General features: G+C 42.2%; 9 protein-coding genes and 3 tRNA genes. 7 read left to right on the top strand and 5 right to left on the bottom strand.

All coding sequences use genetic code 11. The features are described 5' to 3' along the window. Positions 1–173: 173 nt before the first annotated feature. Positions 174–1,469, top strand: a complete 1,296-nt coding sequence (locus HMPREF3182_RS02230; protein WP_180977871.1) for an SLC5/6 family protein — start codon at positions 174–176, stop codon at positions 1,467–1,469. Between the two features lie 47 nt (positions 1,470–1,516). Here HMPREF3182_RS02230 and HMPREF3182_RS02235 read toward each other — a convergent pair whose 3' ends face one another. The 4 genes from HMPREF3182_RS02235 to mgtA (HMPREF3182_RS02250) all read right to left on the bottom strand — a co-directional run bounded on the left by HMPREF3182_RS02235 (position 1,517) and on the right by mgtA (HMPREF3182_RS02250) (position 9,554). Further along, positions 1,517–3,358: a phosphoethanolamine transferase family protein gene (locus HMPREF3182_RS02235; RefSeq protein ID WP_007392439.1), complete on the bottom strand. Its 1,842-nt coding sequence runs from the start codon at positions 3,356–3,358 to the stop codon at positions 1,517–1,519. Positions 3,359–3,543: 185 nt separating this feature from the next. Next, positions 3,544–6,291 carry a magnesium-translocating P-type ATPase gene (gene mgtA / locus HMPREF3182_RS02240; RefSeq protein WP_062485281.1) on the bottom strand — a complete coding sequence of 916 codons (2,748 nt, stop codon included), beginning with the start codon at positions 6,289–6,291 and terminating at the stop codon, positions 3,544–3,546. 95 nt (positions 6,292–6,386) lie between these two features. Further along, positions 6,387–6,893 carry a winged helix-turn-helix domain-containing protein gene (locus tag HMPREF3182_RS02245; protein ID WP_007391008.1) on the bottom strand — a complete coding sequence of 169 codons (507 nt, stop codon included), beginning with the start codon at positions 6,891–6,893 and terminating at the stop codon, positions 6,387–6,389. A gap of 12 nt (positions 6,894–6,905) precedes the next feature. After that, positions 6,906–9,554, bottom strand: coding sequence for a magnesium-translocating P-type ATPase (mgtA, locus tag HMPREF3182_RS02250; RefSeq protein WP_062485283.1), 2,649 nt, complete (start codon positions 9,552–9,554; stop codon positions 6,906–6,908). A 198-nt stretch (positions 9,555–9,752) separates the two neighbouring features. On the opposite strand from mgtA (HMPREF3182_RS02250), the gene HMPREF3182_RS02255 reads away from it, so the two are divergent. The 4 genes from HMPREF3182_RS02255 to HMPREF3182_RS02270 all read left to right on the top strand — a co-directional run bounded on the left by HMPREF3182_RS02255 (position 9,753) and on the right by HMPREF3182_RS02270 (position 11,102). Continuing rightward, positions 9,753–9,829, top strand: a tRNA-Asp gene (locus HMPREF3182_RS02255). A gap of 5 nt (positions 9,830–9,834) precedes the next feature. Continuing rightward, positions 9,835–9,910: transfer RNA gene (locus HMPREF3182_RS02260), tRNA-Phe, on the top strand. 11 nt (positions 9,911–9,921) lie between these two features. Continuing rightward, positions 9,922–10,008, top strand: a tRNA-Leu gene (locus HMPREF3182_RS02265). A gap of 455 nt (positions 10,009–10,463) precedes the next feature. Then, entirely contained in the window at positions 10,464–11,102 is a 639-nt protein-coding gene (locus HMPREF3182_RS02270) for a peptidoglycan recognition protein family protein (RefSeq protein WP_062485285.1), read from the top strand. Positions 11,103–11,182: 80 nt separating this feature from the next. Here HMPREF3182_RS02270 and HMPREF3182_RS02275 read toward each other — a convergent pair whose 3' ends face one another. Next, complete coding sequence (locus HMPREF3182_RS02275) at positions 11,183–12,103, bottom strand: metal ABC transporter substrate-binding protein (protein WP_007392441.1); 921 nt, start codon at positions 12,101–12,103, stop codon at positions 11,183–11,185. Positions 12,104–12,279: 176 nt separating this feature from the next. Between HMPREF3182_RS02275 and HMPREF3182_RS02280 the strand changes: the two genes are divergently transcribed. Then, positions 12,280–12,954, top strand: coding sequence for a metal ABC transporter ATP-binding protein (locus HMPREF3182_RS02280; RefSeq protein ID WP_007392434.1), 675 nt, complete (start codon positions 12,280–12,282; stop codon positions 12,952–12,954). Continuing rightward, entirely contained in the window at positions 12,947–13,750 is an 804-nt protein-coding gene (locus HMPREF3182_RS02285) for a metal ABC transporter permease (protein WP_007392455.1), read from the top strand. The genes HMPREF3182_RS02280 and HMPREF3182_RS02285 overlap by 8 nt, the downstream gene beginning before the upstream one ends. Position 13,751: the final 1 nt, after the last annotated feature.

Here is a 13,751-nt window from a genome sequence, read left to right on the forward strand (position 1 = left end):
CGTTATGTTATTAAATATTGTTGATTTTACTTTATTATAGATGTATGACGAAGTGTTTGCAACTATGCATATGGAAAATGAAGTTATTTATTTTATGTATATATATAGAAAAAAAATATACATAATAAAAAAGATACTTAAATTTATAATGAATTAGTTAGGAGGAAGAAATTATGAATTCAGTGGCAGCATTAGCTCAACGAGCGGGAATGACCGAAAGTGAGTGGAAAGATGCAGTCCGTTTTGATAGTACGGACTGGGGTTGGATTATCATGAGTATTGGTATGGCAATTGGTGCGGGAATTGTCTTTTTACCAGTACAAGTGGGATTAGTGGGTGTTTGGGTATATTTGTTTTCTGCAATTATTGCTTATCCTGCGATTTATTTACTTCAACGTTTATTTATTAATACGTTAGCTTCATCGCCTAAGTGTGAAGATTATCCCAGTGTTATTAGTGGATATTTAGGTAAAAACTGGGGATTTTTCTTAGGTATTTTATATTTCCTTAGTATTTTGATTTGTGTCTTTATGTACTCAACGGCGTTAACTAATGATAGTGCTTCGTTTTTATATTCCTTTGGGGTCACGAAGACAGTGCTTTCGGCAAATCCATTGTATGGATTGGCAATTATATGCGTGATGGTATTTTTGGCAGCTCAAGGAGAAAAATTGTTGTTTAAAATGGCAAGTTTTATGGTATTAACTAAATTGCTTGTTGTTGTATGTTTAGGCCTGATTATGGTAAAACACTGGAATCTTATGAATATTGGGACATTTCCGGAAACGGGCTATTTAGTAAAGAATATGATTGCGATGTTACCGATTACATTGACATCAATTTTATTTGTTCCTAGCTTAAGTCCGATGGTTATTTCTTATCGTTCACATAATCAATCTATTCATGTCGCACAGTATAAAGCGATGCGAGCTATGAAGATTTCTTTTGGCGTCTTGTTTGTTACGGTTTTCTCTTATGCTATTTCCTTTAATTTAGCGATGGGACACGATCAAGCTGTTTTGGCATATTCTCAAAATATTTCAGCTTTGGCTATTGTTGCCCGCGGATTTGATGGTAGTGCCGTTAAAATTTTTAGCCTTATCTTAAATATTTTTGCAGTAGTGACAGCCTTTTTCAGCGTTTTTATGGGCTTTAGAGAAGCATGTCAAGGAATTGCTTTGAATATATTGCGCCGAATTATGCCAGAAGAAAAAATTAATAAGGTTATTGTAAAAAAAGGCATACTATTATTTGCTATTATAATAGCCTGGGGAGCGATAGTTTTAGATGTTCCCATTTTAAAATTGTTGACGTTACTCGGTCCTATTTTTGGTTTTATTGCATGTTTGATACCCGCGTACTTAGTGTATAAAGTAAAACATTTAGAGCGGTTCCGCGGTGTATCGTTAATATTGATTGTTATTGCTGGTGTTTTATTGATTATCTCCCCATTTTTAGCATTCTTTTAAGGGTAATAAAAAAGACCAAACAATTATGTTTGGTCTTTTTTATTACGTTAGTATTCTTTATCTTCTAATAAGCTACTTTTTCCGAAGCGTGTTACTAAATCTTTTCTTTCCATTTTCCATAAAGGTGAAGCAAGACTCATAGAGGGATCATAATGAGGTGATTTCATATTTAAAATGCCGCAAACCAATTCATAGGCTAAGTCGTTTGTAAAATACTTGTTTTGATGATTCTTTAAGGTTTGTGCTATTTCGGTATTTCGTTGTAAGTAATTATCGGATAAATAGCAGAACATTGGTATCCGGAGTACTGTAAAAGGTGCAATATCTGGTTGACGTAACCGCGTAGGATCACTACCGTGATCGGAAAAATAAAGCATAGCATCTAAGTTTAAATGATCCTTGCCATACTTATATACTTCGTGTAAAAACCAGTCGTTATATAAAATTGTATTATGAAAGTCGGCAACGCGATTGATTTGGCCATCATTAAATTTTTGGAATTTAGCAGGATAGCGATTGCGATATTCAACATGGCTTCCCATTAAATGTAAAACGACAAAGTTACGATCTTTGGGATTTACCTTTTTCAAAAACTTTAGTAAGGATTCATCTAAGGTGGAATATTTAGCATCACGATCAACCCATTCATGAACATCTGCTGTATGGGCTACTAAGGAAATCGGGGTGTCAGATACGCCGACAGAGCCTTGATTACTGAACCAGTAGGTTTTATAGCCTGCTTTTCGTGCCATATCAATAATTGATATGGACTGATTAAATTCTTTGTGATTATAAAAATTGGCTTCGGTTAAGGCGTGTTCTAAAACTGGAACTGTATACCATACGCATGCATACGCATTGGTAAAGAAGGTAAAATGAGGATCTTGTTTCATTGCTGATAGCCAGGGTGTATTAGGTGGCTGAGAAGGGTTGTAAACATGCATATACGTACGTGTTTCAGATTCGCCAATAACTAAAATAATCGTATTAGGATCTTTACGGGGATGCAATTGTATAGCATTTAATTTTGCATAGCGATTGTCATGCGTAGTAGCGTATAATTTGGCATGTTGTAGATATTCTTTAGAATCTATAAATGTTTTGATAGGAAATGCTGTTGGTAAAATTTCGCCGGCTAAAGCACCAATTGATGGAAAAATAATAAATAATGAAATTAATGGAATAAATGGAGTGTATAGAGGTGTAATGGCTGCTTTTTTTTGACGATAATTTAGTATATAAGAACCGATGATGAGAATTAATAATACAAGAATAATGCCGGATATTCTGTACATACCTAAAGAACCAAAATATTCTTTTGTTTCACGAGGCCCTGTTTGGTTAATTAAAAGAGCACCTGTAATGGTAATACAAGAATTGTATAATAAATAATATACCCATTGAATGATAATGATAAAAAATGAGGCTAATTGTAATATGGTTACAATTAGTGCACTGAGAAAGCGCGGAATATATCGAATGAGAGCCATATTAATACAAAAAAGAATAGCAAATAAGTAAAGGCCCACATAGATATCATAAATGTTATTAATATAAATAACGTTATGGGTTAATAGGGTGGTGTAATTTAAATAAGGTCCTGTGATTATCCAACCTAGGGCAACTATAGCGGGAGGCAAAATGGAAGTGATTGATATATTGTGCCAATATAGTCCTAGCGGGAGTACTACCGCCAATACGGCCGGTATTAATCCTAGTATTACATTTTGGATATTATCTGCACCTAATCCTAGCGATACACTATATTGCCAACGATAGAGTATAGCATATAGTATGATATAAAGTAGAATAAGGGTAGCGAGGGTGCGTTTTTTGCTGCCCGCAGGAAAAAGTCGAGATAAAAAAGTAGAACGATTTTGAATAGACATGGCATTAATCCTTTCTTTGTGTGTACGTTTTCTTTTATATGACGAACCTATTATACCGCAAACCGACGGAATAACCTAGAAGAGAATCATATTTATTTATGTTTTTTCCGCCGGCGGGACGGCGGCACTCCGAAACTTTTTGCGCCTGCCGTTTCGGACGGCAGGCGCAACAGGTTCTACAGCGGTTATAATAACTGCCCGTAACGATGCAGATATATTTTTTTGATGCTCGTCGTGAGGCCCATATAGAGTGCGACACACGGAAGTAAGTAGGCGAAGAAGCCTGCCGGCAACGGTAAAAAGCCGATAGCTTGCCCCATATGCGTATAGGGAATGAGGGTCAGCCCGAGGATGCCGCAGGCCGTTAAAAAGGACAGGCGGAACGAGGCATGACTGTGGATAAAGGGCAGTTTGGCAGTGCGCAGCATATGGATGACCAAGGTTTGGGTCCACATGGATTCTATAAACCAACCGGCTTGAAACATGCCGGCATAGGCGGCTTGATGCGCCGCTAAAGCGGCTCCGGAAAAATGCTGCGGCAATTCGTTATAGAGAATGCCGTGGGAGGTGCAGAGCGGGCAAATAATGAAGTACATTACTAAATACGTGGTAATGTCGAAAATCGAGCTCGTAGGTCCCAGCCAAAGCATGAACCGACTGACGGAAGAGGCGTCCCACGGACGCGGCCGGCGCAGGTATTCCGCATCCACATTGTCCCAGGGCAGGGCGGTACAAGATAAGTCGTAAATGAGGTTTAATAAGAGCAAATGCAGACTCATCATGGGCAGAAAGGGCAGTAAGGCGGCGGAGACTAAGACGGAAAACATGTTGCCGAAATTGGAAGAGGCCGTGATTTTTATGTATTTTATCATGTTGGCATAGGTTTTTCGGCCGGCAATAATGCCTTTTACCAAGACGGTCAGGTCTTTTTCCAATAAAATAATATGTGCCGATTCTTTGGCAATATCCACCGCCGTATCGACGGAAATGCCCACATCGGCGGCTTTCATGGCGCCCGCATCATTAATGCCGTCGCCGAGAAAGCCGACTGTATGGCCGGCCGTCCGCAGGGCCGTCAGAACGCGCACTTTTTGATCCGGCGTCAGGCGGGCGAAGACTTGCGTGCGGGCGGCGGCCGCGGCCAGGTCGTCGTCCGTCATGGCGGCGATTTCGTCGCCGCATAAGAGGCTTGTGCAATCCAAGCCGACTTGCCGGCAAACCGTACGGGAAACATATTCGTTGTCGCCGGTTAAAATTTTGGTTTCAATTCCGTAGTCTTGTAACGCGGCGACGGCCCGGGCGGCCGATTCTTTGGGCGGATCCAAAAAGGCCAAATAGCCGAGGAGGGTCATTTCCCGTTCATCTTCGGCCGTACAAATACCGGCTTGCGGGGGATCGGATTTTTTCGCCAGGGCCAATACACGAAAGCCTTTTTTATTTAGGTCGGCCGTTACGGCGGTAATGGCGGCAATTTCTTTGTCGGATAAGGGACGGATTCCCTGCGGCGTTTCCACGGTCGTACAAATGGCGGTCATTTCATCGACGGCGCCTTTGGTGATCATTTGTCGCCGCCCGTGACGGTCCCGCACGACTACCGACAGGCGTCGTCTTTTAAAATCGAAGGGAATTTCATCCACTTTTTCATAGTGCGTCGTACGTTCCTGCAGGGTCGACGCGTCGATTTCTTCGGCGGCTTTTTCTATAATGGCAATATCCATAAGATTTTTATAGCCGGTTTGAAAATAACTGTTTAAATAGGCATAGTGCAGGACGCGCGGATCTTCCCGACCGGAGACATTGAGATGATATTCCAGAGCCACTTTATTTTGGGTTAAGGTGCCGGTTTTATCGGTGCAGAGAATATCAATGGCGCCTAGATTTTGAATGGCGTTCAAATTTTTGACAATCGTTTTTTCTTTACTCATGGACAGCGCCCCTTTCGCCAGGGCGGCCGTGACGATCATGGGGAGCATTTCCGGGGTCAGACCGACGGCAATGGAAATGCCGAATAATAAGGACTGCAACCAATCCCCTTTGGTAAGCCCGTTCAGGACAAAGACGACGGGCGTCATGAGCAGCATAAAACGAATTAATACGCGGGTAACGCCGTTGACGCCTTTCGTAAAGTTCGTTTCTACCGGGGCCTGCGTAAGATTGGCGGCCAAGGCGCCGAACAAGGTGCGGGAACCGGTGCCGATGACCAGGGCCGTAGCCTGGCCGGATACGACATTGCTGCCCATAAAGGCTATATTGGTGTACGCCGTCATGCGTTCTTGAAAGGGATTGACGGCGGCAACTTTTTCGACCGTATCGCTTTCGCCGGTCAGGGCGGCCTCACTGACGAAAAAATCTTTGCCGGTTACAATGCGACAATCGGCGGGTACCATATCGCCGGTGGATAAATGCAGGATGTCCCCTACTACGACCGTATCCATGGGAATTTCCCGGCGCGGTTGCTGCGGCCGCAGGACGGTACAGGTGGCGCTGATCATGTCCAGAAGTTTGCCGACCGCATTGTCGCTGCGGGATTCCTGTACATAGCGCAAGATGCCGGAAATCACTACCATAATGACAATAATCAGTACCGTAACGGGATTGGTATCGGCCGGCGTATTGCCGAACAAGGAAAACATAGGAAAAATAATGTCCGTAACTGCGGAAATTAACGCTAAACAGATTAAAATAACGGTAAACGGATTAATAAAGGCATTTCGCAATAATTCCCACTGTGTTTTACTTTTTCCGTGTTCGATTTTGTTGGATCCGTATTTGAGCCGATGGGCGGCAACGAAGGTTTCCGGTAAGCCTTCGGGGGTTGTTTCATAGCGTTGCAGCGTGTCCGATACGGGATGTATGGCGGCAAAATCAAGGGCGGATTTAGCCGCATATACCGCCTTCGGGGCGGTCGTACGGGTAGAAAAAATTTTTTTCATGATCCTCATCTCCTTTTTATTTTCTCCGGTTAGTAGTATAAAAAAAAACGCAACGACTTAACATGGTTAAATCCTTGCGTTTTTCTTGTTATCGGTCAGAAACGGTCATTAAATTTGTAGCCGATTCCCCAGACCGTCAGAATGTATTGGGGACTGTCCGGCTGGACTTCTATTTTTTTTCGTAATTTGCGAATAAAAGCCATAATATTGCTGTCATCATATACATACGCATGACCCCAAACGGCAGTATAAATTTCTTCTTTCGTAAATACTTGACCGCGATTGCGGGCTAAAAAATATAAAATATCAAATTCTTTGGGCGTTAAATTGACGGGGCGATCCTGCAGGGTGACCGTATGGGACGTGGCGGAGATGGTTAAGGCGCCCAGCCGTAAGGCGGGCGGGGGCGGACCGGAAGCGTCGGCAGCGCCGGCGGGCGTGCCGTCCAGGACTACGGATTGTAAGGTGCCCCGCAGTAATTCCTGCAGATCCGCGGCCAGCGTACGGGCTGCGGGGGAGTCGGGATGGGCGTGTTGTAAGTGGGCAATAAGCCCGGTTTCCAATTCCGGATCCAAGCGAATAATACTGATATGTTTTTTCACCGAACCGCCTCCTTACAGTAATTTTTTGTATTTTCGAATATAAATATATTTGCCCGCACCGACACAGAGAATATACGCCGCACAAATTCCCGGTAAAAAGACAAAGTAGGGAGCCGGCATGGTGACCAAACCCACTACGGGGATGCCGACAGTAAAGAGCAGGCCCGTAAAGACGAAGAGCCCCGCCAGGGTGACACTCATGACCTGCCAAGAAGGACGACTTTCAATAAAGGGCATTTTGGAGGTCCGTAAAAAATATAAAATGACAATTTGCGTCCATAAGGATTCCAGGAACCAGCCGGTTTGAAACAAGCGGATATATTGTTCCTGCAGGACCGGCGGCAGGGCGGCGGAAAAAACGGGACAATGCAGGACGAGCGGAATGAACATGTAGTACAGAAAGGCGAAGGTAATGCCGTCGAAGACGGCGCTGATAGAACCGAATAGCAGCATGAATTTGCCCAAATGTTTTCCCGACCAGTCTTTCGGATAGGCAATATCTTCTTCATCGACCGTATCCCACGGCAGGACAATACAAAGGGCGTCATAAAATAAATTTAACAGCAGCAATTGCAGGGACGTCATGGGCAGGAAGGGCAGGCAAAGTCCGGCCATGACGACGGAAATAATATTTCCCAAATTGGAGCCGGCCGTAATTTTTAAATATTTTAACATATTAGTAAAGGTTTTTCGCCCTTCCCTAATGGCGGTTGCCAAAATTTGTAAATCTTTATCCAGTAATACGAGATCGGCGGAATCTTTTGTGGCCGGTACGGCCGTATCGACGGAAATGCCCACATGGGCGGCCAGTAATGCCGGCATGTCGTTAATGCCGTCGCCCATAAAGCCGGTCATGGCCGGTTGACGGTTGATACTTTGGACGATTTGCACTTTTTGTTCCGGACTGAGTTCGGCAAACACCGTGTTTTTTCGTACCGTTGCGTCGAAGGCCGCGGCATCCAGGTCCTGTAAGTCCGTCCCGCTGACAATATGCTGCGCCGGAATGCCGACGCGACGGCAGACGGATTTGGCAATTTCTTCGGCATCGCCGGTCAGCAGTTTGGGGGTAATGTGCAGGGCTTTTAATTCTTCCAGGGAAATGCGGGCCGACGGTTTGGGCGCATCGAAAAAGGCAATATACCCGAGGAGGGTTAAGTCTTTTTCATCCTGCGGACGGATGACGGTCGTGCCTTTCGGAAACGTTTTGACGGCAACGGCAATGACTTTCATGCCGTCTTCCAACATATCCTGTACGATCGTATAGACATCGGCAAAAGAACCGTTGCGAATCGGCAAGGTTTTGTTTTCATAGGCGACGGCGGTGCAGCGTTTATAAATATCTTTTAAATTTCCTTTGGCAATCAATACGGGGTGTTTTTTGGGGGCGCCCACCAGTACTGTCGCAATTTTACGGGTGTAATCGAAAGGAATTTCCGCCAATTTATGATAATATTCGGTTAAGGTGCGGTAATAGTCGGTGCGGTGAGGCATGGCGGCGCAGGACAAAATGGCCGTGTCTATGGGATTGCGAATGCCTGTATGGTAAAAACTGTTGATATAGGCCAAATCCAGGACTTTATGACTTTCTTTGCCTAAAATATCCATAAAATATTCGAGAACTATATTTTCCCGAGTTAAGGTGCCCGTTTTATCCAGACAAAGCACTTGCAAACTGCCGAGCCCCTGGAGCGTATTTAAGTTTTTGACGATCGTTTTTTTGTGCGATAAGGAAATACTTCCCTTGGCCAAGCAGGCCGTTAAGACCATGGGCAGCATTTCCGGAATCAAGCCTACGGCTACGGCCAGGGAAAAGGCCAAGGCGCTGCTCCAATGGTGATCGGGAAGACCCCGTAAAATAAAAATGAGGGGAATAAAAATAAAAATAAAGCGCAACATGACATAGGAAATGGAGCGGGTGCCTTTTTGGAAACTGTCCTTAAACGGGCGGGACACCCGGGCGGCTTTTCCGTATCGGGTCCGGTTACCGACGGCAATGACCGCACCCAGTCCTGTGCCGGAGAGAACCGTCGTGGACATGTAGGCCATATCGGGCGCCGTACGACCGGCGGCCGGTGCGGCGGGAGCGGCCGTTTTTTCTATAATGCGGCTTTCGCCGGTCAGGGCGGCTTCCGAAACAAATAAATCGGCAGTTTGTAATAAGCGAATATCCGCCGGAATGGTTTGCCCGGCCGTGAGCAGGACAATATCGCCGACGACCAGTTCCGTATGGGCAATATGGCAGCACTTGCCTTGCCGCCGTACGGTGACGGTCGTATGGAGTAAGGCGCGTAATTGGTCGCCTGCATGTTTGGCTTTTATTTCTTGTGAAAATCGCAGCAGACCGCCGATGACAATCATGATGACAATAATGCCCGCCTCTACTTTCCCGCCGGCGGAAAAGCCGTTCGTATAGGAATCGGTGACATACGAAATAAAGGCGACAATGGCCAAAATAATACAAAAAGGATTAATAAATGCACAGCGTATACGATAGCATAAGGTATCGGCAGGTGCCTGCGAAAACGTATTTTCACCGTCTTGCGTACGGCGGCGGCGGACTTCTTCCGGGCGTAAGCCGTCAAGGGTTACCTGCAGGTGTTGCAATACGGCGTCGCCCGACATGGCGGCAAAATCGGGGGCGTCATGAGAATCCTGTGCCATATGGCGTTCATCCTTTCTTTTTATCAATGATTATCCTTATTGTAACACGGATTGTCCAAAATAATATAAGAAAAATCTTGCTTTTTTCTTGCTTCCCTTGTTCCGGGCAAGAAGGCGGAAAAAAGACTTGCCAAATATTAGGTTGCATGGTAAAATGATTCTTGTTCGAAGCTGTGGCTTCGGAGGAAAGTATGAGATGGCCCCGTGGTGTAGCGGTTTAACATGTCGCCCTGTCACGGCGAAGATCGTCGGTTCAAATCCGATCGGGGTCGCCATATTTGCTCAGGTAGCTCAGTCGGTAGAGCAGGGGACTGAAAATCCCCGTGTCGGCGGTTCGATTCCGTCCCTGAGCACCAAATAAGTACAGGCGGTCGTGGCGGAATGGCAGACGCGCTACTTTGAGGGGGTAGTGAACATATTGTTCGTATGGGTTCAAGTCCCATCGACCGCACCAATAGTAAATAAGCGTTTCTCGAGAAATTCGAGAAACGCTCTTTTTGTTTGATTATATGTTGATGACAGTTTAACTGAAATAGTTGTCATATGGAGAGAGGTTAATTAGCATAAAATTTAAAAATATTTTGCATTTTAAAAATAACAGCGGTTTTCATCATAGGTGTAATCTGAATTACTGCCAAGTATTAAAATGGGGGGAGCTATTTATAATCACGGCTCATGGCTTAGCGATATTTTACGCAAGTAGACATTTTCCTTACTTACGATACTAATGCTTGATGCTTCTGACATGGTGGTGGGCAATAATAACATCTTCAGCTATGTACTTGAATAGTGATACAACCTGTTTTTATTCATTCAATTATAAATAATAACAATTCTTAGACAGTAGTTATTGCTAGTGGTATAATATAGGAGTAATTAGAATTTTTAGTATGGGTAGAGGCTTTTATTATGAGAGATGTAAGTCGTAAGGATTTTTTATGTAAGTCATTTTTATCAATTGTGAGTGTAACGGTTGGATCAGCGTTACTTTCTGGGATCGCAAGTGCAAGTGGTTTAGATATACAAAAGATCATTGATGAAACAAAACCGATGTCCGAAGAGGTGAAATTGCACATTCATCGTCCCAAATTAGTTTTTGCTGAAGCATTACAGCCTCGGCTTGAAACAAAAAGAATTATTATGCATCACGTAGGAGGAACGAATCGGGAAGCAAAGGCAGAGGAAATACATCAGTGGCATTTACAAAATGGATGGGCTGGTATTGGTTATCATTTTATTATTCATAAAGATGGGAGTATTGAACAGGGGCGACCTATTGAGATGATTGGAGCACACTGTTATCGTTATAATTCTGATTCGGTAGGTATCTGTTCAATTGGAAATTTTCAAGAGTATTATCCAACCGATAGGCAGTTAGAAACGGCGGGAAAATTAATTGCGTATGTTTGTAGTTTATATGATATTGTACCAGGAAAGGATACTATTTTTGGACATCGCGATTTAAATAAGACGGAGTGTCCAGGCGATCATCTTTATGCACAATTAGATAATTTACGAAAAGTAGCTTTTAATTATTTACAGGGATAATTGAAATATAATAAAAAAATCTGCAACCATGTGGCTGCAGATTTTTTGTTGTTATAAAGTGCTAGTTATGTTAAGAAAATTTATTGTAAGCTTTTAAAAATTTTATCGAGATTTTCTTGCATTGCATTAATATATGTTTTTCCACCTTCGCTGCTTTCTAAGGTGTTAATTGTTTGTACTTGTGCACCTACTTCTTTTGCCAATGTTTGAGATACTTTGGGACTTACCATTTCTTCTGCAAAAATTGTTTTTACTTTATGTTGTTTGCAATATTTTACGAGTTCCGTCATGTTTTGCGGGCTTGGTTCGCCATCGGCAAATACGTCTTCAACACTGTTTTGTTCTAGTCCGAATTCACGGCATAAATAAGCAAAAGCAGCATGACCAGTTACAAAGTGTTTTTTTTTGACGCTTGCAAATTTAGAAGCATATTGATCATGTAATGTTTTGAGCTGAACAATATATTCTTTTGCATTTTTTTGATAAAAATCTGCGTTTTTGGGATCGGCTTTAGCTAATGCATTCGCAATATTTTGCACTTCTATTTGTGCTTCATTTAGACCTAACCAGCAATGCGGATCATATTGACCGTGTTCTTTAATTTCGTCTTCATCCGTATTCATAATCGCTTTGATGCCTTTTGATGCTTCTACGGTGATTAAGTCTTTGTTGTTCGCTGACTGAATTGCTTGGTCTGCCCAAGGTTCCATCCCTAATCCGCTATATACAAATACTTTGACTGAACTTAAGGATTTCATGTCTTTGGTGGTTAATTCAAAATCATGAGGCTCTGTTCCATCGGGAATAATAGTAACTACATTTACTTTATCTTTTCCTACAGCTTCTACAAATTCTTTCATCGCATTAAAGCTCGTCGCTACTTGCAATTTTTCCGCATTAGGAGTTGCTGGTGTATTTTGTGCTTCCTGATTCCCACATGCGGTAAGCATGAATGCAGCTGCAATTGTTAAGATACCTGCGGATAACCATTTTTTTAACATATATATCCCTCCTTTTTATTAAATGCAAATAAAATGCATTTGCATTGCGATAGATATCATAACACGTTATGACAAGAACGTCAACTAAATGCAAACAACTTGCATTTTGTAATGGCCGACTATATAATGTAAGTGTAAAAGTGTATATTTTTGTATATTGATAAAAGGGGTAATCTATGATTTTGTTTAAAAATGTATATTTTACATATGGTAATGGAGAATATATATTGAAAAATATTAATTTTACTATTAATAAAGGGGAATATACGGCTGTTGTAGGTGAAAATGGTAGTGGTAAAAGCACATTGGTAAAGCTTTTATTAGGGCTGTTATCACCAACGAGAGGATATATAAAAAGGGAATGGAACCGCTGTGCTTATGTACCGCAACGATTTGAATCTCTCAATAGTCAATTTCCTATTACTGTTTATGAAGTATTAGATTGTTATAGAAAAGTCTTGCATATAAAGGATAAAACGACGATCAAAATGTGTTTGGATAATTTAAAAATTTTTGATTTACGAAACCATTTGATTGGGGATTTATCGGGGGGACAATGTCAGAAAGTGATGATTGCCAGAGCTCTCTTGGGAAATCCGGATGTGTTGATATTCGATGAGCCATCTACGGGGATTGATATGCCTAGCCAAATGGAATTATATCCATTTATTCATTCGCTTAATAAAGATAAGGGAATTACCATTATTACGGTTGAACATAATTTGAAATTTGCTGTGCATTATGCTATGAAAATGATTCATGTTGCCGATGGAGCGGCACACATTTGTACATCACGTGAATATGTACAAGAGTTTTTGCATCATAAGGTAGGGAGTGAACCTAATGTTTGAATATACGTTTATGCAAAATGCTTTTATGGTTTCGATATTGATATCGGTTGTTTGCCCCATTATTGGGATATTTTTAGTGTTGCGTCGTTATGCTATGATTGGCGATACATTGGCGCATACTTCGTTAGCTGGGGTAGCTGCAGGATTGCTATTTCAAATTAATCCGATTGTTAGTGCATTTGTGTTTACGTCTGTATTTGGAATTTTAATTGAAATATTGAGAAATAAATTTAAACGGTATGCAGAACTAATTTTAGTTATCGTCTTATCGTTGTCTGTCGGTATTGCGATTACCATTATTAGTTCAGGACATGTACATGCGAACGTAGAGTCATTTCTGTTTGGGAGTATTTTAACTGTATCATATGCAGATGTTTTGGCTGTAGGTGTTTTGTGTATAGCCACGTTAGTGACGGTTTGTGTATTGTATTCTCGCTTGTTGTTACTTACGTTTGATGAAGATGGCGCACAGATTGCGGGGGTTCATAGTAGGCTTATTAATTACGTGTTTGCTGTTTTAGTGGCAGCAACGGTTTCGGTTGCTATTCGTATTGTGGGAATTTTAGTGATTAGTTCGTTAATTGCATTACCTGTTGCCACGGCATTGCAATTACATGTAGGATTCCGAAAAACAATGGTAATAGCGATCTTTTTTAGCTTTTTTGATATTCTAGTTGGGTTAGTTACTTCGTATTGGTTTAATACTGCACCAGGTGGGATGACTGCGATTATTTCTGTGCTTATGCTGGTAGTTGTTATTATAAGTAAAGAGTTTATTACATTGGGAAAAAAGTGAG

This window comes from Megasphaera hutchinsoni (assembly GCF_001553405.1).
Taxonomy (GTDB): Bacteria; Bacillota; Negativicutes; order Veillonellales; family Megasphaeraceae; genus Megasphaera; species Megasphaera hutchinsoni.

What these genes read in the sequence shown, in the direction of transcription:
- HMPREF3182_RS02275 (WP_007392441.1), bottom strand. Translation starts at nt 12,103, where the DNA reads ATGTTAAAAAAATGGTTATCCGCAGGTATCTTAACAATTGCAGCTGCA.
- HMPREF3182_RS02270 (WP_062485285.1), top strand. Translation starts at nt 10,464, where the DNA reads ATGAGAGATGTAAGTCGTAAGGATTTTTTATGTAAGTCATTTTTATCA.
- mgtA (WP_062485283.1), bottom strand. Translation starts at nt 9,554, where the DNA reads ATGGCACAGGATTCTCATGACGCCCCCGATTTTGCCGCCATGTCGGGC.
- HMPREF3182_RS02280 (WP_007392434.1), top strand. Translation starts at nt 12,280, where the DNA reads ATGATTTTGTTTAAAAATGTATATTTTACATATGGTAATGGAGAATAT.
- HMPREF3182_RS02230 (WP_180977871.1), top strand. Translation starts at nt 174, where the DNA reads ATGAATTCAGTGGCAGCATTAGCTCAACGAGCGGGAATGACCGAAAGT.
- HMPREF3182_RS02285 (WP_007392455.1), top strand. Translation starts at nt 12,947, where the DNA reads ATGTTTGAATATACGTTTATGCAAAATGCTTTTATGGTTTCGATATTG.
- mgtA (WP_062485281.1), bottom strand. Translation starts at nt 6,291, where the DNA reads ATGAAAAAAATTTTTTCTACCCGTACGACCGCCCCGAAGGCGGTATAT.
- HMPREF3182_RS02235 (WP_007392439.1), bottom strand. Translation starts at nt 3,358, where the DNA reads ATGTCTATTCAAAATCGTTCTACTTTTTTATCTCGACTTTTTCCTGCG.